The sequence below is a fragment of the Ornithinimicrobium humiphilum genome (genome assembly GCF_006716885.1).
GTDB classification, from domain to species: Bacteria; Actinomycetota; Actinomycetes; order Actinomycetales; family Dermatophilaceae; genus Ornithinicoccus; species Ornithinicoccus humiphilus.
In genome coordinates this window covers 2,375,413-2,398,109 of sequence record NZ_VFPU01000001.1, presented here as the reverse complement: position 1 = coordinate 2,398,109, position 22,697 = coordinate 2,375,413, and the positions used below count along the sequence as shown (strand labels likewise).

24 protein-coding genes and 1 other RNA gene are annotated in these 22,697 nt (G+C 71.0%); 18 read left to right on the top strand and 7 right to left on the bottom strand.

Features of this window, described 5'->3' with window-relative positions:
* Positions 1-90: 90 nt before the first annotated feature.
* From FB476_RS11310 to FB476_RS11275, 8 genes are all read left to right on the top strand, one after another.
* Positions 91-1,320, top strand: coding sequence for a TadA family conjugal transfer-associated ATPase (locus FB476_RS11310; RefSeq protein ID WP_141818842.1), 1,230 nt, complete (start codon positions 91-93; stop codon positions 1,318-1,320).
* Complete coding sequence (locus FB476_RS11305; RefSeq protein ID WP_141818840.1) at positions 1,320-2,183, top strand: type II secretion system F family protein; 864 nt, start codon at positions 1,320-1,322, stop codon at positions 2,181-2,183. The genes FB476_RS11310 and FB476_RS11305 overlap by 1 nt, the downstream gene beginning before the upstream one ends.
* On the top strand, positions 2,180-3,112 hold the full coding sequence (locus FB476_RS11300; protein WP_141818838.1) for a type II secretion system F family protein: 933 nt from the start codon (positions 2,180-2,182) through the stop codon (positions 3,110-3,112). Before FB476_RS11305 ends, FB476_RS11300 begins: the two co-directional genes overlap by 4 nt.
* A gap of 90 nt (positions 3,113-3,202) precedes the next feature.
* Entirely contained in the window at positions 3,203-3,424 is a 222-nt protein-coding gene (locus FB476_RS11295; protein WP_141818836.1) for a hypothetical protein, read from the top strand.
* The gene (locus FB476_RS11290; RefSeq protein WP_238329678.1) at positions 3,421-3,816 is read left to right on the top strand and encodes a TadE/TadG family type IV pilus assembly protein; all 396 of its coding nucleotides are present in this window, start codon (positions 3,421-3,423) and stop codon (positions 3,814-3,816) included. Before FB476_RS11295 ends, FB476_RS11290 begins: the two co-directional genes overlap by 4 nt.
* A gap of 35 nt (positions 3,817-3,851) precedes the next feature.
* Entirely contained in the window at positions 3,852-4,256 is a 405-nt protein-coding gene (locus FB476_RS11285; protein ID WP_238329677.1) for a pilus assembly protein, read from the top strand.
* Positions 4,253-4,753: a hypothetical protein gene (locus FB476_RS11280; protein WP_141818832.1), complete on the top strand. Its 501-nt coding sequence runs from the start codon at positions 4,253-4,255 to the stop codon at positions 4,751-4,753. Before FB476_RS11285 ends, FB476_RS11280 begins: the two co-directional genes overlap by 4 nt.
* 45 nt (positions 4,754-4,798) lie before the next feature.
* Positions 4,799-5,467 (top strand): HAD-IA family hydrolase, encoded by a 669-nt coding sequence (locus FB476_RS11275; RefSeq protein WP_141818831.1) that lies wholly within the window; start codon positions 4,799-4,801, stop codon positions 5,465-5,467.
* A 79-nt stretch (positions 5,468-5,546) separates the two neighbouring features.
* Here the strand turns inward: FB476_RS11275 and FB476_RS11270 are convergent, their stop codons facing one another.
* Complete coding sequence (locus tag FB476_RS11270; RefSeq protein WP_141818830.1) at positions 5,547-6,224, bottom strand: arsenate-mycothiol transferase ArsC; 678 nt, start codon at positions 6,222-6,224, stop codon at positions 5,547-5,549.
* A gap of 199 nt (positions 6,225-6,423) precedes the next feature.
* Between FB476_RS11270 and FB476_RS11265 the strand changes: the two genes are divergently transcribed.
* Positions 6,424-7,920: a beta/alpha barrel domain-containing protein gene (locus FB476_RS11265; RefSeq protein ID WP_141818829.1), complete on the top strand. Its 1,497-nt coding sequence runs from the start codon at positions 6,424-6,426 to the stop codon at positions 7,918-7,920.
* A 7-nt stretch (positions 7,921-7,927) separates the two neighbouring features.
* Here the strand turns inward: FB476_RS11265 and FB476_RS11260 are convergent, their stop codons facing one another.
* Entirely contained in the window at positions 7,928-8,470 is a 543-nt protein-coding gene (locus FB476_RS11260; protein ID WP_141818828.1) for a DinB family protein, read from the bottom strand.
* A 62-nt stretch (positions 8,471-8,532) separates the two neighbouring features.
* Between FB476_RS11260 and prfB the strand changes: the two genes are divergently transcribed.
* The 5 genes from prfB to FB476_RS11235 all read left to right on the top strand — a co-directional run bounded on the left by prfB (position 8,533) and on the right by FB476_RS11235 (position 14,585).
* Positions 8,533-9,645: a peptide chain release factor 2 gene (gene prfB, locus FB476_RS11255; RefSeq protein WP_141818827.1), complete on the top strand. Its 1,113-nt coding sequence runs from the start codon at positions 8,533-8,535 to the stop codon at positions 9,643-9,645.
* A gap of 16 nt (positions 9,646-9,661) precedes the next feature.
* A complete protein-coding gene (locus tag FB476_RS11250) occupies positions 9,662-11,164 on the top strand; it encodes an aldehyde dehydrogenase family protein (protein ID WP_141818826.1) in 1,503 nt (500 codons plus the stop codon).
* A gap of 138 nt (positions 11,165-11,302) precedes the next feature.
* On the top strand, positions 11,303-11,995 hold the full coding sequence (gene ftsE, locus FB476_RS11245; protein ID WP_141818825.1) for a cell division ATP-binding protein FtsE: 693 nt from the start codon (positions 11,303-11,305) through the stop codon (positions 11,993-11,995).
* The gene (gene ftsX, locus FB476_RS11240) at positions 11,992-12,915 is read left to right on the top strand and encodes a permease-like cell division protein FtsX (RefSeq protein WP_141818824.1); all 924 of its coding nucleotides are present in this window, start codon (positions 11,992-11,994) and stop codon (positions 12,913-12,915) included. The genes ftsE and ftsX overlap by 4 nt, the downstream gene beginning before the upstream one ends.
* 11 nt (positions 12,916-12,926) lie before the next feature.
* A complete protein-coding gene (locus FB476_RS11235) occupies positions 12,927-14,585 on the top strand; it encodes a M23 family metallopeptidase (RefSeq protein ID WP_141818823.1) in 1,659 nt (552 codons plus the stop codon).
* 72 nt (positions 14,586-14,657) lie between these two features.
* Here the strand turns inward: FB476_RS11235 and FB476_RS11230 are convergent, their stop codons facing one another.
* Together FB476_RS11230 and smpB are read right to left on the bottom strand one after the other, a co-directional pair.
* Entirely contained in the window at positions 14,658-15,482 is an 825-nt protein-coding gene (locus FB476_RS11230) for an SDR family NAD(P)-dependent oxidoreductase (RefSeq protein ID WP_141818822.1), read from the bottom strand.
* Between the two features lie 56 nt (positions 15,483-15,538).
* Positions 15,539-16,024, bottom strand: a complete 486-nt coding sequence (gene smpB / locus FB476_RS11225; protein ID WP_141818821.1) for an SsrA-binding protein SmpB — start codon at positions 16,022-16,024, stop codon at positions 15,539-15,541.
* A gap of 165 nt (positions 16,025-16,189) precedes the next feature.
* On the opposite strand from smpB, the gene ssrA reads away from it, so the two are divergent.
* Positions 16,190-16,556: a transfer-messenger RNA gene (gene ssrA, locus FB476_RS11220) on the top strand.
* Between the two features lie 162 nt (positions 16,557-16,718).
* Positions 16,719-17,912 carry a tyrosine-type recombinase/integrase gene (locus FB476_RS11215; RefSeq protein ID WP_141818820.1) on the top strand — a complete coding sequence of 398 codons (1,194 nt, stop codon included), beginning with the start codon at positions 16,719-16,721 and terminating at the stop codon, positions 17,910-17,912.
* A 66-nt stretch (positions 17,913-17,978) separates the two neighbouring features.
* Here the strand turns inward: FB476_RS11215 and FB476_RS11210 are convergent, their stop codons facing one another.
* From FB476_RS11210 to FB476_RS11205, 3 genes are all read right to left on the bottom strand, one after another.
* Positions 17,979-18,737 carry an IS3 family transposase gene (locus tag FB476_RS11210; protein ID WP_272949397.1) on the bottom strand — a complete coding sequence of 253 codons (759 nt, stop codon included), beginning with the start codon at positions 18,735-18,737 and terminating at the stop codon, positions 17,979-17,981.
* Between the two features lie 114 nt (positions 18,738-18,851).
* Entirely contained in the window at positions 18,852-19,145 is a 294-nt protein-coding gene (locus FB476_RS17135) for an IS3 family transposase (protein ID WP_022920031.1), read from the bottom strand.
* A 229-nt stretch (positions 19,146-19,374) separates the two neighbouring features.
* Positions 19,375-19,713 carry a histone-like nucleoid-structuring protein Lsr2 gene (locus FB476_RS11205; RefSeq protein WP_141818819.1) on the bottom strand — a complete coding sequence of 113 codons (339 nt, stop codon included), beginning with the start codon at positions 19,711-19,713 and terminating at the stop codon, positions 19,375-19,377.
* Positions 19,714-20,470: 757 nt separating this feature from the next.
* On the opposite strand from FB476_RS11205, the gene FB476_RS11200 reads away from it, so the two are divergent.
* Positions 20,471-21,586: a queuosine salvage family protein gene (locus FB476_RS11200; protein WP_141818818.1), complete on the top strand. Its 1,116-nt coding sequence runs from the start codon at positions 20,471-20,473 to the stop codon at positions 21,584-21,586.
* The gene (locus FB476_RS11195) at positions 21,523-22,692 is read left to right on the top strand and encodes a substrate-binding domain-containing protein (protein WP_337678352.1); all 1,170 of its coding nucleotides are present in this window, start codon (positions 21,523-21,525) and stop codon (positions 22,690-22,692) included. The genes FB476_RS11200 and FB476_RS11195 overlap by 64 nt, the downstream gene beginning before the upstream one ends.
* Positions 22,693-22,697 lie beyond the last annotated feature (5 nt).

Genomic DNA, 22,697 nt, shown 5'->3' with positions numbered 1-22,697 from the left:
GTCCCTTTACTCTGCAGATCCCGGTTGGTCACATGGTGCGGACCCGGGGCCGTCGGGGCGGTCCGGTCGCACGAGGGGAGGGACGCCGCGATGCAGGGACCGGCCTTGCAGCTGCTCGAGGACGACGTGCGCGAGCTCATCCGCCGCCGACGCCTGGACCCCGCCCGCGACGAGGTGGAGGTCCGCTCCCTCATCGGCGAGGTGCTCGACGACTACGACGACCGGGCGCTGATCGGTGGCCTGGTGCCGCTGACCGACCGCGGCGAGGCGCAGCGGCTGCTCGTCGAGGCGGTCGCCGGCTTCGGCCCCCTGCAGGCCTATCTCGACGACCCCACGGTCGAGGAGATCTGGATCAACGAGCCCAGCAAGGTGTTCGTCGCCCGGCACGGCCGGTCCGAGCTGACACCGACCTTCCTCACCGAGCAGCAGGTCCACGACCTGGTCGAGCGCATGCTGCGCAGCTCCGGTCGCCGGGTGGACCTCAGCAGCCCCTTCGTCGACGCGGCGCTGCCGGACGGCAGCCGTCTGCACGTGACCATCCCTGACATCACGCGGCGCCACTGGGCCGTCAACATCCGCAAGTTCGTCGTGGCGGCCGACGACCTCTCCGACCTGGTGCGCCTGGGCAGCCTGACCGAGCACGCCGCCCGCTTCCTGGAGGCGGCCGTGGTCGCGGGGCTCAACGTCCTCGTCGCGGGCGGCACGCAGGCGGGCAAGACGACGCTGCTGAACTGCCTGGCGGCCGCGATCCCGCCGCACGAGCGCGTCGTGACCTGCGAGGAGGTCTTCGAGCTGAAGGTCAACCTGCGCGACGTCGCGTCGATGCAGTGCCGTCAGCCCTCCCTCGAGGGGACGGGCGAGATCCCGCTGCGCCGGTTGGTCAAGGAGGCGTTGCGGATGCGACCGGGGCGCATCATCGTCGGCGAGGTGCGGCAGGAGGAGAGCCTCGACCTGCTCATCGCCCTCAACAGCGGGCTGCCCGGCATGGCGACGGTCCACGCCAACAGCGCTCGCGAGGCCGTCACCAAGATGTGCACCCTGCCGCTGCTGGCGGGGCCCAACGTCTCCTCCAGCTTCGTCGTGCCGACGGTCGCCGCGTCCGTCGACCTGGTCGTCCACCTCGGTCTCGAGCCCGACGGCCAGCGCCGGGTGCGGGAGATCGTGGCACTGCCCGGGCGCGTGGAGGGCGAGGTGGTGGAGATCGCGGACCTGTTCGTGCGGCGCGACGGCCGGCTCGTGCGGGCCGAGGGCTACCCGCCCCACGAGGAACGCTTCGTCCGTGCGGGCTACGACCTGCGTGCCCTCCTCGGGTCGGCGTGATGGCCGGAGCGGCCTGGGGCTTGCTGCTGGGTCTCGGCCTGGCCTGCATCTGGTGGTCCTGGTGGCCACGGGAGGCGGCTCCGCCCCGGCCGGGGCGGAGCCGGGTCGAGCGGCTGGGCGACGAGATCGTGCTGGCCGGGATCCGCGGGCTCGGCCCGTGGACGTTCGTCGCCTTCGCGCTCGTGCTCGGCGCCGTCGCCCTCCTGCTGCTCCAGGTGCTGACCGGGGTGGTCACCGTCGCGCTGTGCTTCGCCGGCATCGCCGTGTGGACGCCCTTCGCGGTGGTCCGGGCGAGGGCCAGGTCCCGCCGGACCCGCCTGCGGGACGTGTGGCCCGATGCCGTCGACCACGTCCACTCCGCGGTGCGTGCCGGGCTGGCGCTGCCCGAGGCGCTCGTCCAGCTGGGCGAGCGCGGCCCGGAGGAGCTGCGACCGCAGTTCGTCGAGTTCACCCACGACTACCGGGCGACGGGGAGGTTCTCGGAGTCCCTCGACCTGCTCAAGGAGCGCCTCGCCGATCCCGTCGCGGACCGCCTCGTGGAGGCCCTGCGTCTCGCGCGCGACGTCGGCGGCACCGACCTCGGCTCGGTGCTGAGGGCGCTGTCGTCCTTCCTGCGAGAAGACGCCCGCGCCCGGGCCGAGCTCGAGGCGCGGCAGTCGTGGACCGTCAACGCCGCCCGTCTCGCCATGGCCGCGCCCTGGGCGGTGCTCCTGCTGCTGGCATCTCGGGGGTCCACCCTGGAGGCCTACGGCACGCCGGGCGGTGCCATGGTCCTGGCTGCCGGTGCGGGGGCGAGCGTCCTCGCCTACCGGCTGATGATCACCATCGGCCGGCTGCCCGCCGAGCAGCGGGTGCTGCGATGACCCTCGCGCAGTGGTGGGGAGCCGCGCTCGGGCTGGTGCTCGGCGTCGGTCTTCTCCTGGTCCATGCCGGGCTCCCGCTGACCCGGCGCATCGACCTCGTGGCCCGGATCGAGCCCTACCTCGACCGGCCGCCGACCCGGTCCCGCCTGCTGCGGCTGGACGACCGACGGACCTGGGGCCTCGCCGACCTGCTCTCCCCGCTCGCCCGACGAGGTGCCACAGCCCTGGACGGCGTGCTGGGCGGGCGGGAGTCGGTCCGCTCGCGCCTGCAGCGAGCCGGACTGGCGCCCGACGTCGAGGGCTTCCGGGTGCAGCAGGTCGTCTGGGGCCTGGCCGCGGCCGCCGCTGCCGCCGGGCTGGGCTCGATCCTGTGGTGGACCCGCGGCGCCAGCGTCGTTGCGCTCGCCGTCCTCGTCGGCTGCGCCTTCCTCGGGGGCGCGGTGCTGCGCGACCACCTGCTGAGCCGGGCGGCCGCCCGGCGGGAGCGGTTGATCCTGGCGGAGTTCCCCGCGATCGCCGAGCTGCTGGCGCTGTCGGTGACGGCGGGCGAGGGGACCGTCCAGGCCCTGGAGCGGGTGGCCCGGCTCTCCTCGGGAGAGCTGGCCGGCGAGCTCCAGCTGTGCCTGGCCGAGGCCCGCACCGGCGCCAGCCTGCCCGAGGCGCTGCAGGCCCTGCGGCAACGCACGGGGCTGGGCCCGATCGTCCGCTTCGTCGACGGCCTGGTCGTCGCCATCCAGCGCGGGACCCCGTTGGGCGAGGTGCTGCGCGCGCAGGCGGCCGACGCCCGTGAGGCGGCCCGCCAGGCGCTCATCGAGGAGGGCGGGAAGCGCGAGATCACGATGATGGTCCCGGTCGTCTTCCTCGTCCTCCCCGTCACCGTCCTCTTCGCCGTCTACCCGGGGGTGACCATGCTGCGGATCGCCCTCTGACGTCCCTGGCCCGCCCCGGACGCGGCGGGCCAGGAGGCACCCGGACAACCCGAAGCAGGCGGCCCCGTCGCCCCGGACGAAGGAAGACCCATGCGTCGCTCCACCACCACCCCGACCATCAGATCCACCGCCCCCCTGCGCGAGCTGCCCCAGCGGCTGCGCCAGTGGGCCTCCGAGCCCGAGCGCGGCGACGTGCCCGGGTGGGTCCTGATCACGATCATGACTGCCGGCCTCGTCGCCGCGCTGTGGCTCGTCGCCGAGCCGCTGCTGACGGGGCTGTTCACCACCGCCGTCTCCAGCGTCGGCGGGTGACCCGGGACCGGTGGCTCGGCGAGCGGGACCGCGGGGCGGCGGTCTCGGAGTTCGCCATGCTCGCCGGTCTCGTCAGCCTGGTGCTGCTGGCCGCCGCCCAGCTCGCGCTCGCGCTGCACCTGCACAACACCGCCACGGCCCATGTCGTCGAGGGCGCTCGCCACGGGGCCCGGGCCGACTCCTCGCCCGCCGAGGGTGCCGCCCGGGCGCGGGAGCTGCTGGGACGCAGCATCCCCGCCGCCTCGGGGGTGGACGTCACCGCGACCCGCACCACGGTCGCCGGAGTCGAGGTCGTCGAGGTCACGGCCACCTTGCCCATGCCGGTGTTCGGGCCGTTCGGCCCGGCCGACGCGATGGTCGTCACCGGCCACGCCTACGCGGAGGGCCAGTGAACGGACGCCGGGCAGGGTGGGCGGAACGCGGCTCCATGACGGTCGAGACCGCCTTCCTCCTCGTGCTCCTCGTCGTCCCGCTCTTCTACCTGGTGGCGACGCTCGGCCGGGCCCAGGCCGGGGCGTATGCCGTGTCCGCGGCGGCGCGCGAGGCGGGACGGACGTTCGTCACCTCGCCGGACGTGGAGTCTGCTGCCGGGCGGGCCGTCGCGGCGGCCGACCTGGTCTTCACCGCGCACGGCTTCGAGAAGGGGGAGGGCACCGTGTCGGTCGCCTGCGACGGCGGCTGCCTCGAGTCCGGCAGCCGGGTCGTCGTCTCGTCCGAGATCGTCGTGCCGTTGCCGCTGATCCCCGACTTCATGCAGGGCTCGGTGCCGACGTCCGTCGCGCTGACCTCGCGGCACGTCGAGGCGGTCGACGCCTTCCGGGAGGGTCGGTGAGCGCGCAACGCCCCTCGGTCCCGGTTGCTGCCGGCAGCGGTCACCTTCGCCATGAGGCGGACGACTCCGGCCAGATCAGCATCCTCATGGCCGGGATGGTCGCGGTGTGCGTGGCGCTCGTGCTCGGAGTCGCCGCGGTGACGTCGGTCCAGCTCAGCCGGATCCACGTCCTCGACGCCGCCGACGCCGCCGCCCTCGATGCCAGTGACGCCCTTGCGCTCGAGCGCGCCTACGGAGAGGGCGTGGGCAGCGGGGTGCCCCTGACCGACGCCACCGTGGTCGAGGCGGCCGGTGCGCACCTGGCCGGGCGCGAGCTGCCGTCGCGGCTCGACGGCTGGGCGATCGCACCTGGCACGGGCACCCCGGACGGCCGCACCGCCGTGGTGGTGGTGAGCGGCGAGGCACGCATCCCGGTGGTGTCCTCGGTGCTGGGTGCCTTCGGCGGCGGGGTGACGGTGACGATGACGTCCACCGCCCGCAGCGACCTCGTGCCGTGACCCCCGGGTGCCAGCGCCGCATCCCGTCTGTCCGAGACTGGACGAATGCGTGACATCACCGCCGAGACCTTCGAGGCCGTCCTCTTCGACAACGACGGCACGCTCACCGACTCGACCGCGGTGGTGGAGCGGGCCTGGCGGGCGTGGGCCCTCGACCGCGGCATCCCGGTGGAGCGCCTGAAGGGCTTCCACGGGGTTCCGAGCCGCAGCATCGTCACCGCCCTCCTCGAGCCGGGGGACGACATCGACCTGGCGACCGCCGACATCGACGCGCGGGAGCTGCAGGACCTGGAGGGGGTCGTCGCCCTGCCCGGAGCGGCGCAGGCGCTGGAGGCCGTGGGGGAGCGGGCCGCCATGGTCACGTCCGCCACCCGCGAGCTCGCCCGCCTGCGCCTCACGGCCGCGGGGCTGCGTCCGCCCGCCGTGCTGCTGACCGCCGAGGACTTCACCCGCGGCAAGCCCGACCCGCAGCCCTACCTGCTCGGCGCCGAGCGGCTCGGCGTCGACCCTGTGCGCTGCCTCGTCGTCGAGGACGCTCCGGCGGGCCTGCGTTCCGGCCGGGCGGCCGGCGCCGCGACGCTCGCGGTCACGACGACCAGTTCGGCCGACGAGCTGGCACCGCTGGCCGACCACGTCGTCACCGACCTCTCGGCCGTCCAGTTCTCCCTCACGGCCGACGGCGTCCGGGTCTCGCTGGCCCCGGTCACCGCCTGAGGCAAGGTTGCGCCGACCAGGCGTCGTCCAGAACGGCGCCTGACCGGCAGGACCTTGCCCAGGCGATGAGGTGCGCCGCTCAGCGGGCGACGTCGGCCTCCGCCAGCTCGCGCTCGGCCTGCTCACCCTCCACGACCGGCACGCCCAGCTCGTCCAGCAGCGCTCGCACCCGGACCTCGACCTCGTCGGCGATGCGCCGCGCCTCCGGCAGCTCCGCGGCGTAGGGGTCGTCGACGTCCCACCGCACCGTGCGCCGGCCCTCCAGGTCGCACGACGAGCAGCCGATGAGCACGAGCACGTCGGCGGCGTCGAGGGCGTCGGCCTGGACCTCCGAGGGCAGGGGGTTGCGCAGCTCGATGCCGCGCTCGGCCAGGACGGTGCTGGCGTGCGGGTTGAGACGGCCGGTGGGGTGGATGCCGGCGGAGCGGGCGAGCACGCGGCCGCCCGAGAGGTGCTCGGCCAGCGCGGCCGCGACCTGGGAGCGTCCCTCGTTGCGCTCGCAGACGAAGAGGATCTTGGGCAGCGGCGACAGCGGGCGCCCCTCGCGGCGGGCCGTCGAGAGCAGCTCGTCGCGGGCCCAGCGGTCGAGCAGGGCCGGGACGAAGGGCGCGTGCCGGCCAGACTTCTCGAGCATCTCGCGACCCCGGGCGATCACTGCAGCCACCTCGGCGGGGGAGAAGCCGTCCCGGAAGCGCTCGGTCAGCTCGTCCTGCACCCGCGCCACCGCTCGGTCGTACATCGCGCTCCGCAGCTCCATCGCCGGCCTCCCTAGGTGAACTCCGGGTGAACAACCAGTGTACGCCGGGGGATGCGTCGCTGCTCAGCGGACGGCTTCGATCCGAGCTTCGCGAGGGCGGATCCGGAGAGGAGGACGGGGCAGCGAACTTACGCTACCGTAAGTTACGCGACCGAAACCTACGGTTACGTAGGTTCCCCGATCCGGAAGTTTCTCAAGCATGGCCGTTGCGCACACCGAGCTCCACCCCGTTCCCACCCCGCGCCGAGAGCGCCCCCGCCCCGTCGTCATCCAGGGCGGCATGGGGGTGGCCGTCTCCGGATGGAGGCTCGCCCGCGAGGTGGCCAAGGCCGGCCACCTCGGCGTGGTCTCGGGCACCGCCATGGACGCCGTCCTCTCGCGGGTCCTCCAGAACGGCGACCCGGGCGGGCACTACCGCCGGGCGCTGGCCGCCTTCCCGAGCCGGGCGATGGCCGAGCGGGTGCTGGAGAAGTACTTCATCGAGGGTGGCAAGGCCCCCGCGATGCCCTACAAGCCGATCCCCAAGCTGACCCTGCAGACCGCCCGTGCGGGGCAGGAGCTGGCGGTCGTCGCCAACTTCGCCGAGGTCTGGCTCGCCAAGGAGGGCCTCGGCCCGGACGCCGTCGTCGGCATCAACTGCCTCGAGAAGGTCCAGATGGCGACCCCGACCGCGCTCTTCGGCGCGATGCTCGCGGGCGTCGACTACGTCCTCATGGGCGCGGGCATCCCGCGCGAGATCCCCCAGCTGCTGCGCTCGCTCGCAGCGGGTGAGACCGGCAGCATCTCCGCCGACGTCCTGGGCGGTCGCATCAAGCGGACCATCTCCGTCGACCCGGTCGACCTGCTCGGCCAGGACCTGCCCGCGGTGGAGCGCCCCGACTTCCTGGCGATCGTCTCGGTCGACCAGCTCGCGTCCTACCTGCACCGTGACCCGCAGATCCGCCCCGACGGCTTCGTCGTCGAGCGCCCGCCGGCCGGTGGCCACTCCGCGCCCCCGCGCGGCAAGCTCCAGCTCGACGAGCACGGCGAGCCGGTCTACAGCAGCCGTGACGAGGCCGACCTGGCCAAGATGGCGGCCCTCGGCCTGCCGTTCTGGATGGCGGGCGCCTACGGCACTCCCGAGCTGGTCGCCGAGGCGCTGGGCGCCGGCGCCGTCGGCGTGCAGGTCGGCACGCTCTTCGCGCTCTCCCTCGACTCCGGCCTGGCCGACGAGACCCGCGCCCAGCTGCTCGACCAGCTGCGCAGCGACGAGCTCACCGTGCGCAACGACCCCCGCGCCAGCCCGACGGGCTTCCCCTTCAAGGTGGCGACGCTCGAGGGCAGCGCCAGCCAGACCGAGGTCTACGAGGCCCGCCCGCGGCTGTGCGACCTGTCCTACCTGCGCCAGCCCTTCGAGCGCGAGGACGGCGAGATCGGCTACCGCTGCGCCGCCGAGCCCGTGCACATGTACGTCAAGAAGGGCGGCGACGTCGAGGACACCGTCGGCCGCAAGTGCCTGTGCAACGGCCTGATGGCCAACATCGGCCTGGGCCAGCACCGCAAGGACGGCTACGTCGAGGACATCCTCGTCACCCTCGGCCAGGACCTCGCCGGCGCCAAGGAGCTCATCAAGCGCTACACCTCCGGGTGGCGCGCGGTGCACGCCCTGCAGTACCTCCAGGAGGCCCTGCCGGCCGTGCGGCTCGCCGCCGTCTGAGGCTCGCTCACTCCCCGGTCACGCCGTCCACCGCCTCGCGCAGGAGGTCGGCGTGACCGTTGTGGCGTGCGTACTCCTCGACCATGTGGACGAGGATCCACCGCAGCGTCACCTCGGCCCGCCCGCCCCACGCGGTGTGCGTGCCGTCCAGCCCGCTCGTCACCAGCAGCCGGTCGACCAGCGCGCGGGAGCGCGCCACCGAGGCCTCCCACGTCGCGCGCAGCGCCGGGGCGTCGTCCTCCAGGGCCGAGTGCCACTCCCAGTCGTGATCGGCGTCCCAGTCCACGCCGGCCCACGGCTCGGGCATGGGTGACCCGCCGGCGGTGTGGACGAACCAGAAGTCCTCCACCCAGGCGAGGTGCTTGAGCAGCCCGGCGAGCGTCATACCGCTCGGGGGCAGGGTGGTGCGCAGCCCCGCCTCGTCCAGGCCCCGGGTCTTCCACTCCAGCGTGGCCCGCTGGAAGTCGAGGAAGCCCAGCAGCGTCGCGGCCTCACCGGCCACCATCGGGGGCTCCGGACGGCCCTGCTCGTCGACCTGCGGATGCGTCATCCCGGCAGGCTAGAGCGGCTCGTATGCGGTGCACCACCGGATAACGCGTAGGCTTGACCCTCGTGGCCGTGGACTTCGACAACGAGATCAAGCACCTGCGCACGACCATGTCGTCCGTGCGCGAGGTGACCGACCTGGAGAGCCTGCAGGCCCAGATCGCCGACCTGGAGGCCAAGGCCTCCGCCCCCGACCTGTGGGACGACGTCGAGCGCGCGCAGCAGGTGACCTCCGCCCTGTCCCGCGCCAAGGCCGAGCACGACCGCGTCACCGGCATGGACGCCCGCATCGACGACCTCGAGGCGCTCGTCGAGCTGGGCCGTGAGGAGAACGACGCCGAGTCCCTCGATGAGGCCGAGCGCGACCTCGCCAAGCTCAAGAAGGACGTCGACCTGCTCGAGGTGCGCACGCTCCTCAACGGCGAGTACGACGAGCGTGAGGCCGTCGTGACCATCCGGGCCGGCGCCGGTGGCGTCGACGCCGCCGACTTCGCCGAGATGCTCATGCGCATGTACCTGCGCTGGGCCGAGCGCCACGGCTACCCGACCCAGGTGCTCGACACCTCCTACGCCGAGGAGGCGGGCCTGAAGTCGGCCACCTTCGAGGTCAAGGTGCCCTACGCCTTCGGCACCCTCGCCGTCGAGGCCGGCACCCACCGCCTGGTGCGCATCAGCCCCTTCGACAACCAGGGCCGTCGCCAGACCAGCTTCGCCGCGGTCGAGGTCATCCCGCTCATCGAGAGCACCGACTCCATCGAGATCCCCGAGTCCGAGCTGAAGATCGACGTCTTCCGCTCCTCGGGCCCCGGCGGCCAGTCGGTCAACACCACCGACTCCGCGGTGCGCATGACGCACATCCCGACCGGTCTGGTCGTCTCGATGCAGAACGAGAAGAGCCAGATCCAGAACCGCGCCGCCGCGCTCCGCGTCCTCCAGTCGCGACTGCTCCTGCTCAAGAAGGCCGAGGAGGACGCCGCCCGCAAGGAGATGGCCGGCGACGTCAAGGCCAGCTGGGGCGACCAGATGCGCTCCTACGTCCTGCACCCCTACCAGATGGTCAAGGACCTGCGCACCGGTCACGAGGTCGGCTCCACGGCAGCCGTGCTCGACGGCGACATCGACGACTTCATCGAGGCGGGCATCCGCTGGAAGCGCGCGCAGGAGAAGGCGACCGACTGATCCGTAGGCTGGGGGTATGACGAGCACCTCGCCGGCCCCCGCCCTCGCTCCCACGGCTCACGAGGCCGACGCGACGGACCAGATCGACCTCGGGCTGGACCTCGACCTGCTGCGTCGGACCGCCCGCGACGGCACGACCTACGACCTCGCCTGGCGGCGGGCGCAGCTCGCCGCGCTGCGCGACCTCGTCGTCGAGCACGAGGACGAGATCACCGAGGCGATCACCGCCGACGTGGGCAAGCCCGCCCTCGAGGTGCGGCTCACCGAGACCTCCGCCGTCGTGCAGGAGATCGACCACCTGCTCGCCCACCTCGAGGAGTGGACCGCACCCCGCACGGTGCCCGTCCCCGCCGTGATGCGGCCGGCGACCGCCGAGGTGCAGCTGCAGCCCAAGGGCGTCGTGCTCGTCATCGCGCCCTGGAACTACCCGCTCCAGCTCCTGCTCTCCCCGCTCGCCGGGGCGCTCGCCGCCGGCAACACCGCGGTGCTCAAGCCCAGCGAGACCGTGCCGCGCGTGGCCGCCCTGGTCGAGCGTCTCGTCCCGCAGCACCTGGGCCGCGAGGTCGTGCAGGTCGTCACCGGCGGCGTGCCCGAGACCACCGCCCTGCTGGCCGAGCGCTTCGACCACATCGTCTTCACCGGCTCCACGCGCGTCGGCCGCATCGTCATGAGGGCCGCGGCCGAGCACCTCACCCCGGTGACCCTCGAGCTCGGTGGGCGCTCGCCCGCCTTCGTGGACGGCACGATGGACCTGCAGGTGGTCGCCCGCCGCCTCGCGTGGGGCAAGTTCACCAACGCCGGCCAGACCTGCATCGCCCCCGACCACGTGCTCGTCACCCCCGAGGCCCGGGAGCCCCTGGTCGAGGCGCTGCGCGCAGCGGTCGAGGAGTTCTTCGGCCCGGACCCGCAGCGCAGCGGCGATCTCGGCCGGGTGGTCGACGCCGGGCAGCACGCCCGGCTCGTCGGGCTCCTCGACGGGCACGGCGGCCAGGTCGTGATCGGCGGGCAGCACGACGCCGCCGACCGGTTCTTCGTCGCGCCGACCGTCATCGTCGACCCCGCGCCCGACTCCGCCGTGCTCGGCGAGGAGATCTTCGGGCCGATCCTGCCGCTGGTGACCGTCGCGGACGTCGAGGAGGCCACCGCGCTGGTCCGGGCGGGGGAGCACCCGCTCGCGCTCTACGTCTTCTCCGACGATCCGGCCGTGCGGGCCGCCTTCACCACCGGCACCACCTCCGGCGGCATGACGATCGGGGCACCGCTGCTGCACATCGCCGCCCCCGGGCTGCCCTTCGGCGGCGTGGGCTCCTCGGGCATGGGCGCCTACCACGGGCGGGCGTCGATCGAGGAGCTCAGCCACCACCGCTCGGTGCTGACCAAGCCCGCGACGCCGGACACGCTGCGGGTCGTCTACCCGCCGCACCCGGCCTGGAAGCAGTCGGCCATCCGCCGCGTTCTGATGCCGCTGCGGCGGCCGGACGTGCTCGCGCCGGTGCGGCGCATCCTGCGGCGCGGCTGACGACCGCCCTCCAGCACGGCATACCCCGGTGGGGGCGGTGGGACCACGGCCGCCCGGCGCGGGCCCTTGGCCTCACCAATCACATCAGTTACCGTGTGTCACGGCCGCCACCCCTGTCCCGGAGAAGCCCCACGCCGCATGATCACCCTTGAGAACGTCAGTCTGCGCTACGCCAAGGGCGACCCGTGGGCCCTGCGCGAGGTGGACCTGGACGTCACCCGGGGCGAGTTCTGCTTCGTCGTCGGCCAGTCCGGGTCGGGCAAGAGCTCGCTGCTGCGGCTCATCAACCTCGAGCAGCAGCCGACCAGCGGCCGCGTCCTCGTCGCCGGCCACGACCTGGGGCAGCTGCCGCACCGTCGCGTCCACCTGCTGCGTCGTCAGATCGGCATCGTCTTCCAGGACTTCCGCCTGCTCTCCGGACGCACGGTGGCCCAGAACGTCGCCTACGTGCTCCAGGTGCTCGGTGCCTCCCGGCACGAGATCCGCCAGCGCGTCCCCGAGACGCTCGCGCTCGTCGGTCTGCAGGACAAGGGGCGCCGGCTGCCGCACGAGCTCTCCGGCGGCGAGCAGCAGCGCGTCGCCATCGCCCGCGCCATGGTCAACAAGCCGCCGATCCTGCTCGCCGACGAGCCGACCGGCAACCTCGACCCCGACACCAGCTCGGAGATCGTGGCGATCCTCGACCGCATCAACCGGGCCGGCACCACCGTGGTGATGGCCACCCACGACACGACCATCGTCGACCAGTTCCGCAAGCGCGTCGTCCAGCTCCACCAGGGGCAGGTCGTGCGCGACCAGGCCGAGGGCGGCTACCGGGAGGTGGCGCCGTGAGGCCGGGGTTCCTGCTCGGGGAGGTCGCCAACGGGCTGCGGCGCAACGCCTCGATGTTCGTCTCCGTGGTCCTGGTGACCATGGTCTCGCTCTTCTTCCTCGGCATCGGGCTGCTCGCCCAGGCGCAGGTCAACACGGCCAAGGGCTTCTGGTACGACCGTGTCCAGGTCTCGATCTTCCTGTGCACCCCCGACGCGGGCGAGGTCGCCTCGTGCGCCGGCGGCGCCGTCACCGAGGAGCAGCGCGACCAGATCCGGGAGGACCTGGAGAGCTTGCGACCGCTGGTCACCGAGGTCTTCTACGAGTCCAACGAGGAGGCCTACGAACGCTTCCGCGAGCAGTTCCGCAACTCCCCGGTCCTGGACTCCATCCCCCAGGAGGCCATCCCCGAGTCCTTCCGCGTCAACCTCTCCGACCCGAGCAAGTACGAGGTCATCCGGGCCGCCTTCGAGCAGGCGCCGGGCGTGGAGAGCGTGGAGGACCAGCGCGAGGTGGTGGACAAGCTCTTCACCTTCCTCGGCGTCCTCAGCGTCGGTGCGCTCGCGCTCGCGGTCGCCATGGTGGTCTGCGCGGTGCTGCTCATCTCGACCACGATCCGGCTCACGGCCTGGTCGCGGCGTCGAGAGACCGCGATCAAACGCATGGTCGGCGCCTCGGCGTTCTCGATCCACCTGCCGTTCATCCTCGAGACCGTGCTCGCCACGCTCGCCGGCGCCGCCCTGGCGATCGGTCTGCTGTGGGCGACCGTGCGCTACGGGATCAGCGGCTTCCTGTCCGAGCTGCTGGCCGGCGACAGCGGCCTCATCAGCCTGGTCGGCCCGCGCGATCTGTGGCTGATCACCCCGTTCCTGGTCGGTGGGGCGCTCCTGCTGGCCGTCATCACCGCCTGGTTGGCGCTGCATCGCCACGTGAGGGTATGAGGAGAGTTGCCATGAGCACACCCGTCGAGCCGCGCCGTCGCGGCCTGCTGGTCCGGCACCGGCTCCGGGGCGCCGTCGCCCTCGCGCTGGCCGGCGTCGTCCTGGGCGGACCCGCGCTCGCGTCGGACCTGACCGACATCCGCGAGAAGATCCGCGAGGTCGAGCGCAAGGAGAGCAGGACCGACCAGCAGCGCAAGGACGCCGAGAAGTCGGCCAAGGAACTGGGGCACGAGCTCGAGCACACCAGCTCGGCGCTGGTCGCCGCCGACAAGCGGCTCAAGGAGACCACGGCCAAGGTCGAGGCCGCCCGGATCGTGCTGGAGGAGGCCGAGGCGGACCTCGCCGACGCCGAGGCCGAGGCCCAGCGCATCGAGGCCGAGCTCGCGATCGCCCGCGCCAACGAGGCCACCATCGAGGAGTCGCTCGAGGCCAACGAGGCCGCGCAGGCCGACAGCCGCGCCACCGTCGGCGCCATCGCCCGCGACTCCTACAAGCAGGGGGGTATGGGGTCGCTCGCCACCACCCTGGAGCTGCTGGCGGGGGAGTCGGACGCCGTCGACCGGATGGCCATGGCCCGGACCGTGCTGCGCGTGCAGGACCAGCAGATCCGCGCCCTCGCCACCCAGGAGGCCGAGGCCGTCGCCGAGCAGGACCGCCTCGCCGGTGTGCGCCAGGACATCGCCTACCTGCTGGCCCTGGCCGAGGCCAACGTCGTCGCCAAGGAGGAGGCCCGCGCCGCCGCGGATGCTGCCAAGCAGGAGCTGGAGGCGCTGGAGGCGCAGCAGGCCGAGGACAAGGCCGCCCTCGAGACGGAGAAGGCCAAGGTCGAGGCCGAGCTGGCGGCCGAGCAGGCCCGTTCGGACGAGCTGGCCGACCAGCTCGCGCAGCTCGCCTCCAAGAAGCACCGTCTCAAGACCGAGGAGCGGGCCGAGGTCAAGCGTCTCGCCGAGGAGGAGGCCAAGCGCAAGGCCGCGGCCGAGGCCAAGCGCAAGGCTGAGGAGGAGGCCGCCAAGCGCCGGGCCGAGGAGGAGGCCGCCCGTCAGCGGGCCGCCGCCCGTGAGGCCGAGCGGCAGCGCCAGATCGCCGACGAGGCGCGACGCCGCCAGGACCAGGCCGCCGCCGACGAGGCCGCCCGCCGCGCCGCCCAGGCCCAGGCCGAGGCCGACCGGGCCGCCCGCGCCGAGCGCGAGGCCCGCGAGCAGGAGGCCGCCCAGGAGGCCGAGCGCGAGCGGGAGCGGCAGCGCGAGCGCGACCGGGCCCAGGGTGGTGCGTCCTCGGGCTTCCTGAGCCACCCGATGGCGGGCGGCATCACCAGCGAGTTCGGGATGCGCCTGCACCCGATCCTCGGCATCTACGTGCTGCACTCGGGCATCGACTTCGGCGCCGCCTGCGGCACCCCGGTCAAGGCCGCCGCCGACGGCGCGATCGTCTCGACGCCCTACGACAACAGCCGCGGCAACTACGTCGTCATCGACCACGGCGTGCAGCGCGGGGTCAACCTCACCACCGCCTACCTGCACCTGCAGAGCTTCGCGGTCTCTCCGGGGCAGTGGGTCAGCCGGGGCCAGGTCATCGGCTACGAGGGCACGACGGGCAGCTCGACCGGCTGCCACCTGCACTTCGAGACCCGCGAGAACGGCAACCCGGTCAACCCGCGCACCTGGCTCTGAGCGGTGGGGCGAGCGGCCGCTGCACACCTCTCGGTGCGCAGCGGCCGGTGGCCGTCCTCAGGGGTATGACGTTCAGACCCGGGCGGGCTCGCGCGTCAGCAGGCCGGCCATCTTTGTCGCGACGAGCTCGGTGGTCCGACGCGGCGCGAGCCGCGAGAGCCGGTCGAGCATCGTGGCGTCGGAGCCGACCGTGACGCGGTATCGGCCACGCTCGACGGCGCCCTCGATGATCTGGCGCGCCGCCTCCGGAGCGGGCAGCATGCGCGGGGCCGACCCGGGCTCGGCGTCGGCCTGACCGGGCAGGGTCACACCGGAGTTGGCGGAGATGTCGGTCGCGATGGCGCCGGGGTAGACGATGGTCACCGCCACGGGGCCGCCGTGCAGCTCGGCGTAGAGGCCCTCGGTGAGGAGCTTGACCGCGGCCTTGCTGGCGCCATAGAGCGTCTGGCCCGGGACGGGGACGAAGCCGCCCATGCTCGAGACGTTGACCAGGCAGGCCTCCGGGCGCTGCTGCAGGTGGGGGAGGAAGGCCCGCGTCGTGTGGATGACGCCCCAGAGGTTGACGTCGAGGACGCGCTGCATCTCCTCGTAGGACAGGTCCTCGAAGAGGACGAACTGCTGGATGACCCCGGCGACGTTGAGCAGGCCGTCGACCTGCCCATGGGCGGCGATCACCTCGTCAGGCAGCGCGGCGACGGCGTCGCGGTCGGTGACGTCCACCGCGTGCAGGCTCAGCCGGTCGCCGGCGTCCGTCATGGCGCGGGTGTGCTCGAGCGACCCGGCGCGGAGGTCGACGGCGGCCACCCGGGCGCCGCGCTCCAGGAGCCCCAGGACCACGTGACGACCGATGCCGTTGCCCGCTCCCGTGACGACGAAGACCTTGCCGTTGACCTGCATCAGAACCTCCTGGATCGATGGCTCCAGGATACTCCTACATGTCGTAGGAGATGGGCTTACGAGGTCTGCCGCTTCAGGTGCGCCGACATCGCGCGGTCGGCCTCGCGGCGGTCCTGACGCTCGCGGAGAGCCTGGCGCTTGTCGTGCAGCTTCTTGCCCTTGGCCAGGGCGATCTCGACCTTGACGCGCCCGTCCTTGAAGTAGAGCGAGAGCGGGATGATCGTGTGACCGGCCTGCTCGGCCTTGGCGACCAGCTTGTCGATCTGCTCGCGGTGCAGCAGCAGCTTGCGCCGGCGGCGGGTGGCGTGGTTGGTCCACGTGCCCTGGGAGTACTCCGGGATGTGCACGCCCTCGAGGTAGAGCTCGCCGTTGTACTCGGTGGCGTAGCCGTCGACGAGGGAGGCACGCCCCTGGCGCAGCGACTTCACCTCCGTCCCGGTCAGCACGAGGCCGGCCTCGACGGTGTCCTCGATGAGGTACTCGTGACGGGCCTTCTTGTTGCTCGCGATGAGCTTGCGACCGGGTTCCTTGGGCTTCGACATGGCGCGCCCAGTGTAGGTCAGGCGGCCCCGGCGCACCTGCGGTTATCCGGTGCCCGGCCGACCCGGGAATCCCCGTGGACCCCCGCGCGTTGACCACCTAGACTGAACGTCTGCCGGCACCGTCCGGCACGGGTCTTGACAACTGCACAGCGTGAGACACCCCATGGGGGTGATCGGTTTCGACGTTGCACGGCACTTCAGGGGAAGCGGGTCGAGGATGCAAGGTCATCTCGTCAACGCTCCTTGCGAAACCAATAGCTGCCAATTCCAAGCGCAGCGACTTCGCCCTCGCCGCCTGAGCGAGCCCGAAGTCTGTCAGCCTGAGCTAGTCCTCGACTCAGTGTCTGGCATCAGCTAGAGGACTTGCTGCGCCGTCATGTCACGGGACGGTGCGGGACTCCTACGTGACTGGGCCTGTCAGGGAACGTGTGCGCGCGAGCCCTGGGGCCGAGAAAATCCATAGCGCACTGCACCCGGAGAAGCCCTGATTTCCCGGTAACGGACGCGGGTTCGATTCCCGCCACCTCCACTCACGTGTCTCACGCTGTGCGAGTCGTCGCACGTCAGCCCCCGGATTCCGCACAACGACGCGGAGTTCGGGGGTTTTGTCGTTGGAGCACGTCCGAGCAGATGTAGGCTCTTGTGAGCAGTCAAACTGACACACAGCTGACACAGCAGTCGGAAGGCTCAATGGATGGGTAACTTGCGCTTCAAAGAACCCGACAAGCCGCTCCCCAGGGGAATCGTCCGGGTCCGGGACCGCTACCGGGTCCGGATGGACTACGAGGGCAAGACCCATTCCCTCGGGATGTTCGACACGATCACGGATGCGAAGGCCGCTCTCAGCATCGCCAAGGCTGATGCGGCTCGAGGCATCTTCGTCCCGCCTGCGGAACGTCGAGCGGCCAAACGTGCCAACGACGAGAAGGATGAGGCTCAGGCGGTCACCCTCAAGGAGTGGTCAGAGGTCTGGTTGGCGCGGTTGGAAGCCAACCCCGAGCGGTCCCGCGCCACCGTGCTCTCATACCGCTCGGTGATGAAGAATCACGTCTGGCCCGAGCTTGGAGATGTTCGCCTGCAGGATCTGACGACGCAGCAGGTCGCTGACCACCTGGGGCTTCTTGCGAGCCGCCCCAGCAAACGTCACCCCCACGCCCGGGTCAATGGTGTGACACCCAACGTGGTGATCGCGCTCCGCTCCTGTCTCAATGCCGCGGTCAAGGCCAACGCAGGGGGTCTGCAGTCCTTCACCTTCCCGGAGGCTCCCAAGCACCGTCGGGTCCGTCCCGAGGACGAGCATGGAGACGTGGCCACTCCCGAAGAGGTCCGAGCCATGACTGAGGCCATGCCCGTCCGCCTGCGCATCGCTGTGCCCCTCGCGGCGTGGTGCGCCCTCAGGCTAGGGGAGATCCTCGGCCTGGAACGTCGAGACCTCGAGCATCTCGACGAGCCCGAGCGGGCGGTTCTGCACGTCCGTCGGCAGTTCAACGTCAAGGCGAACACGCTCACCCCGCCGAAGGCGGACAGTGCGCGCACCATCGCCATCCCAGCCGCGCTGTTGCCCGCGCTGCGCCAGCATCTGGATGCCTATACTCCCGCCGCTCGAACAGGACCCGTCCTGGCCGGACCCACGGGCCAGCGCATCTCTCAAACCACCCTTGACCGGCACTGGAGGGCCGCCCGGGAGGAGGCCGGCCGCCCGGGCTTTCACTTCCACAACCTCAGACATACGGGCCTTAGTGCGTATGCCGTTCAAGGCGCGACGTTGGCCGAGCTGCTCCACAGGGGCGGCCACACCGACGTCACAGTCGCCTTGCGGTACCAGCACGCGACCGCAGCGCGCGACAGGGCGCTGACCGAGCGACTGAGCAGGGAGATCGCCCTCTAACCCTGCCTCAGTACCGTCTGCATACGCGTTAGGAGGGACTGCTGCACGGGTAGGTGACAGGGTGGGTCAGGCTGCGTGAGCGGCCGGTGTGGTCATGATGGTCTCGTACTCGATGGGGGTCAACCGGCCCAGGGCCTCCTGCCGGCGGCGGCGGTGGTAGGTGCGCTCGATCCAGGTGACGATCGCGATGCGCAGCTCCTGGCGGGTGGTCCAGGTGCGGCGGTCCAGGACGTTCTTCTGGAGCAGGGCGAAGAAGGACTCCATGGCGGCGTTGTCGCCGGCCGCGCCGACCTTGCCCATGGAGCCGACCATGCCGTGGCGGTGCAGGGCGCGGACGTGCTTCCGGCTGCGAAATTGGGACCCGCGGTCGGTGTGCAGGATGCAGCCGGCGACGTCACCGCGCCGGGCGACGGCACTGCTCAGGGCGTCGACGGCCAGGCGTGACTTCATCCGGTCGCTGATCGAGTAGCCCACGATCCGGTTGGAGAAGACGTCCTTGATGGCGCACAGGTAGAGCTTGCCCTCGCCCGTGCGGTGCGCGGTGATGTCGGCCAGCCACAGCCGGTTCGGTGCCTCGGCGGTGAAGTCGCGCTCGACCAGGTCGTCGTGCACCGGAGGCCCGGGCAACTTGGGCGTTCTTGCCGCGCTTCTTCCCGAACGCGGACCACCAGCCGTTCTGTGAGCACAGGCGCCACGCGGTCCGCTCGCACATGTCCTGACCAACGTCGCGGGCCTCGTCGGCCAGGTACCGGTAGCCGAACTCGGGGTCGTCCTCGTGCGCGTCGAACAGGGCGTTGGCGCGGTAGGCGGCCGCCCGCTCGGCATCGGTGACCGGGTCCGCGAGCCACCGGTAGTAGGGCTGGCGAGCGACCTTGAGCACCCGGCACGTCACCGTGACGGGGATCCCGTCGCCGGCCAGCTCGCGGACGAGCGGGTACATCATTTTCCCGGCAGGTTCGCCTGGGACAGGTAGGCCGCGGCGCGGCGCAGGACCTCGTTCTCCTGCTCCAGCAACCGGATCCGCTTCTTGGCCTCGCGCAGCTCGGCGTTCTCGGCCGCGGTGGTCCCGGGCCGGGCGCCGTCGGCGACGTCGGCCGCGCGCATCCAGTTGCGCAGGCACGACTCGGCGATGCCGAAGTCGGCCGCGATCTGCTTGATCGTCTGTCCAGGCTCACGATTCCGAGCGACGTTCACGACGTCGTCACGGAACTCCTGGGGATAGGGCTTGGGCACGGTGCACATCCTTCCAGCGACGCCTCGCAGCGTCACAGATCAGATGTCACCTACCCGTGCAGCAGTCCCCAGTGGTGACGGAATGCCCACGCGCAATCTTCGCACTCATCGGAAGTCCCCGATCAGGACCAGGTCGACGTGTGACACGAGGCTGAGATGGGCCAGGCTGCCTGTTACTGCGACACCCCCCCCGCAGATCAAGTCGGCCGGGGGTTGTCGTGTGGGTGGCTCAGTTCGCCGCGTGGTACGCGTCCTGAATTTCTTGGGCGATGCGTCCGCGGCTTGACACCTTGTAGCCGTTCTCCTTCGCCCACTCTCGCATCTTGCGAAGCTGCTCACGGTCGGTCGGGGCGCTGCCGCGGCTGCCCCCAGACTGGCGACGGCCACCGACACGGCGGGCGGCGTCGGTGTACTTCTCGAGGACGTTGGCGAACTCGTCCGCCTCCTGCTGCGAGAGGTCAATCTCGTAGTCCGCGCCGAGGAAGCCGAACTTCACGGTCTGCCCGTCCTCGCCCAAGTCCTTGCCACTCAGGTCCGAGACAAGGATGGTCTGCACCTTCTGCGCCACTATGGCTCCTACGGGGTGTGTGGAAATGACGTTTGATCCTACGCACTGTGCGGCCCCAGCCCCAAGAACGCGCACGCGGCCTCCGGCCACCGTGCCGACTGCTCCTTACCCCCGGGGTTGGACAATCGAAAGCTTCTGTGTGCGCGCTCTGGGTGGGCTCGGTACTCAGGGCCTCGCGCGGGTTCTCGGTGGGGGGCGAGACCTCAGGACATCTCCGGGTAGATTCCGTTGAGCGGCTCGGGCCGTTGGAGGCGCAGCCACATCGCTGGGCCGTGCCGCTCCGTCCGGACCGCGGCTTCGGTCGCGGCGCTTCGGTCGTCAGTGACGGCTGCCATCAAGCGGCTCCGGCCAGGATGGTGACCGTGCAGGCGGCCGCCTCCGGGTCCAGGTAGCCGCCGGCGTTCTCCGCCAGCGCCACCCGGCCACCTTGGACGACCCGGACCCTCGGGACCCCGGTCTACTTCTGCGACTCTCACTCACCCACCCCCTGGTCAGCACGGGCGTCGTTCAACATCCTGTTGCCCCCGTGTGAACCGTCGTGGGGGCTGAGCGGAACGAGCGGGCAGACCTCTGGTCGACGGCTTGCCATCCAAGGTGTCGACGGCACTCCTGGTCTGCCCGGCGGAGATGCTTGACGCGGCGTGGGCCGCTCTGTAGTCTCTTTTATATATTATCTAGAGCAGCGAGGCTCAGTGCAGCGCCGCTCTTCCGGCACCCGGACGGCGCAAGTCGTGACGAAACAGTCGAGAGGCTCCAAATGAGTGCGGCAGTGATCACGCGAGCGGCCATGGCCGCTGCTGTAGACGAGATCGTGGCTGGTGCGCAGCACGTGTCCATCAATGAGGAGAGACTGCAGTCGTTGGCGCAGAGCGTCCAGGACTACTTTCGTCATCGGCCCGTGTCCGACCTGGACGGCAACGCCGTCAACCCGGCCGAGGCGCCCGTGGTCAACGACCGGGACACCTTGCAGTACTTCCTCATGCGTCGGGCCCAGAGTTTCGTGATCTGGCGCTGGACCGGCCAGACGCAGCCGGCGGTGGAGGCGTTTGACTGCCAGGTCAACGGCGTGCTCTACACCGGCGAACGTGCGGTCAACGCTTGCATCATGCGGGCGGTGAACGAGGGCGTGCCGCTGCTCGACCCGAGCTACCTCAGCTCCATGACGATGGCGGACGTCGAGCACGTCTACCGGGACGAGCGAGGCGGCCCGCCGACCTACCAACTGCTGGACCGCCGACTAGCCAAGTTCAGAGAGGTAGGCCAGGTTCTGTCCGACCGCTACGACGGTCATATGGCCAACCTGCTCGAAGCAGCCGACGGTCAACTCTTTCGGTCAGACGGCAACGGCTCGATCCAGGCCCTCGTCCGGGAGTTCCCGCAGTGCTACGGCGACTACCCGTTCGCCAAGCTCGCCGTCACCTTGATGACGGCGTTGTACAACCGCCGCGACCTCGACATTCCGACGACGAATGAGTACATGCGGCTGACCCGGATCGACGACCCGGAGAACCTCTTCGGTCCAACCGACTACTACATCCCCATGTTCCTCATGCGCTGGGGCGTATTCGACCTCAGCGATGAGTTCAACGCCCATCTCGCCGAGCGCACGCTGATCGACCAGGACTCCGACATCGAACGCGAGTTCCGAGCCTGCACACTGCACGTCTTCGATCGGGTGCGCGAGCTTGCCGGTGTCTCGATGGCTGAGCTTGACATCGAGTTCTGGTACCAGGGCGCATTCCGGTGCCGGCCCTGCTCGCCGGCCGACCCTGACCCCGTGCCTTGCCCTCACCGGTCCGGTTGCCTCGCGTGGAACCAGGACCGGCGACGCATGGACCTGGGCTGGCCGCTGGTCTACACGCCCTTCTACTAGTCCGCCCACAGGGTCGGCTCCGGCACGACGTGCCGGGCAGCGGTCCCGACGGCCACCGGGCGTGCTCGTGTGCAAGCGCGCCACGACACCATCACGGCAGTACCCCGGACACCGGGCCTCTTCAAAGGAGAAGGATCTTGACAGTTTTCAATCGGCGAGGGCGCGGACGCGCCGCCCTGGGGATCGTCACCCTGACGGCCCTGGTCAGCCTTACGGCCTGTGGCAGCTCGGCTGGGAGTGACGAGGGTGGCGAGAGCGCGCCGCGTGTCGCTTTCGTCCAGGCTCACATGGCCTCGACCTTCCGGACGCAGATGATCGCCGGAGTCGAGGAAGCCGCAGAGGCCGAGGGCGTGGAGGTCGACGTCTACAACTCCAACAACGAGGTCATCAAGCAGAACGAGGCGATGGAGAACTACGTCACCCGTGGCGTGGACGTGATCGCGGTGGCGGCTATCGAGCTCGAGAGCGCCCTGCCTGCCGTCCGCGCCGCTAGCGAGGCCGGGGTGAAGGTCATCGCCGTCGATGCCCGGATCGAGGACCCGGCAGTGTCGGCCAACGTCGGCGTCGACAACCGCGCCGGCGGAGAGACCATGGGCAAACTGGTCGCCGAGGACGCTGCCGCGAGCGGCGGTGACGCCACCGTCGGGATTGTGGGCGCTCTTAACTCTGAGATCCAGAACGCCCGTGCGGATGGTTTCCAGGACGCCTTGGGTGGCAAGGTCGAGGTGGTCCAGATCGTGGACGGACAGAACCGGCAGGAAAAGGCGGTCGACGAGGCGGAAAACCTGCTGACCGCCTTCCCTGACCTGACCTACATCTACGCCACGGGTGAGCCGGCGCTCATCGGAACGCTTGCTGCTATCGAGTCTCAGGGCCGCACCGACGTCAAGGTCTACGGCTGGGACCTGTCGGCCGAGGGCATCCGTGCACTTGATAACGACTTGGTGGAGGCCATCGCCAACCAGCCTGCCAAGGAGGAGGGCGTCCAGGCCATCGAGATTGCGGCCCGCCTTGCCCGCGGCGAGGAGGTCGAGCGAGACAACCTGCTCGACATCAACGTGATCACCAAAGACAACGTCGACGAGTACCGCGCGGACTACTCCTGAAAGGG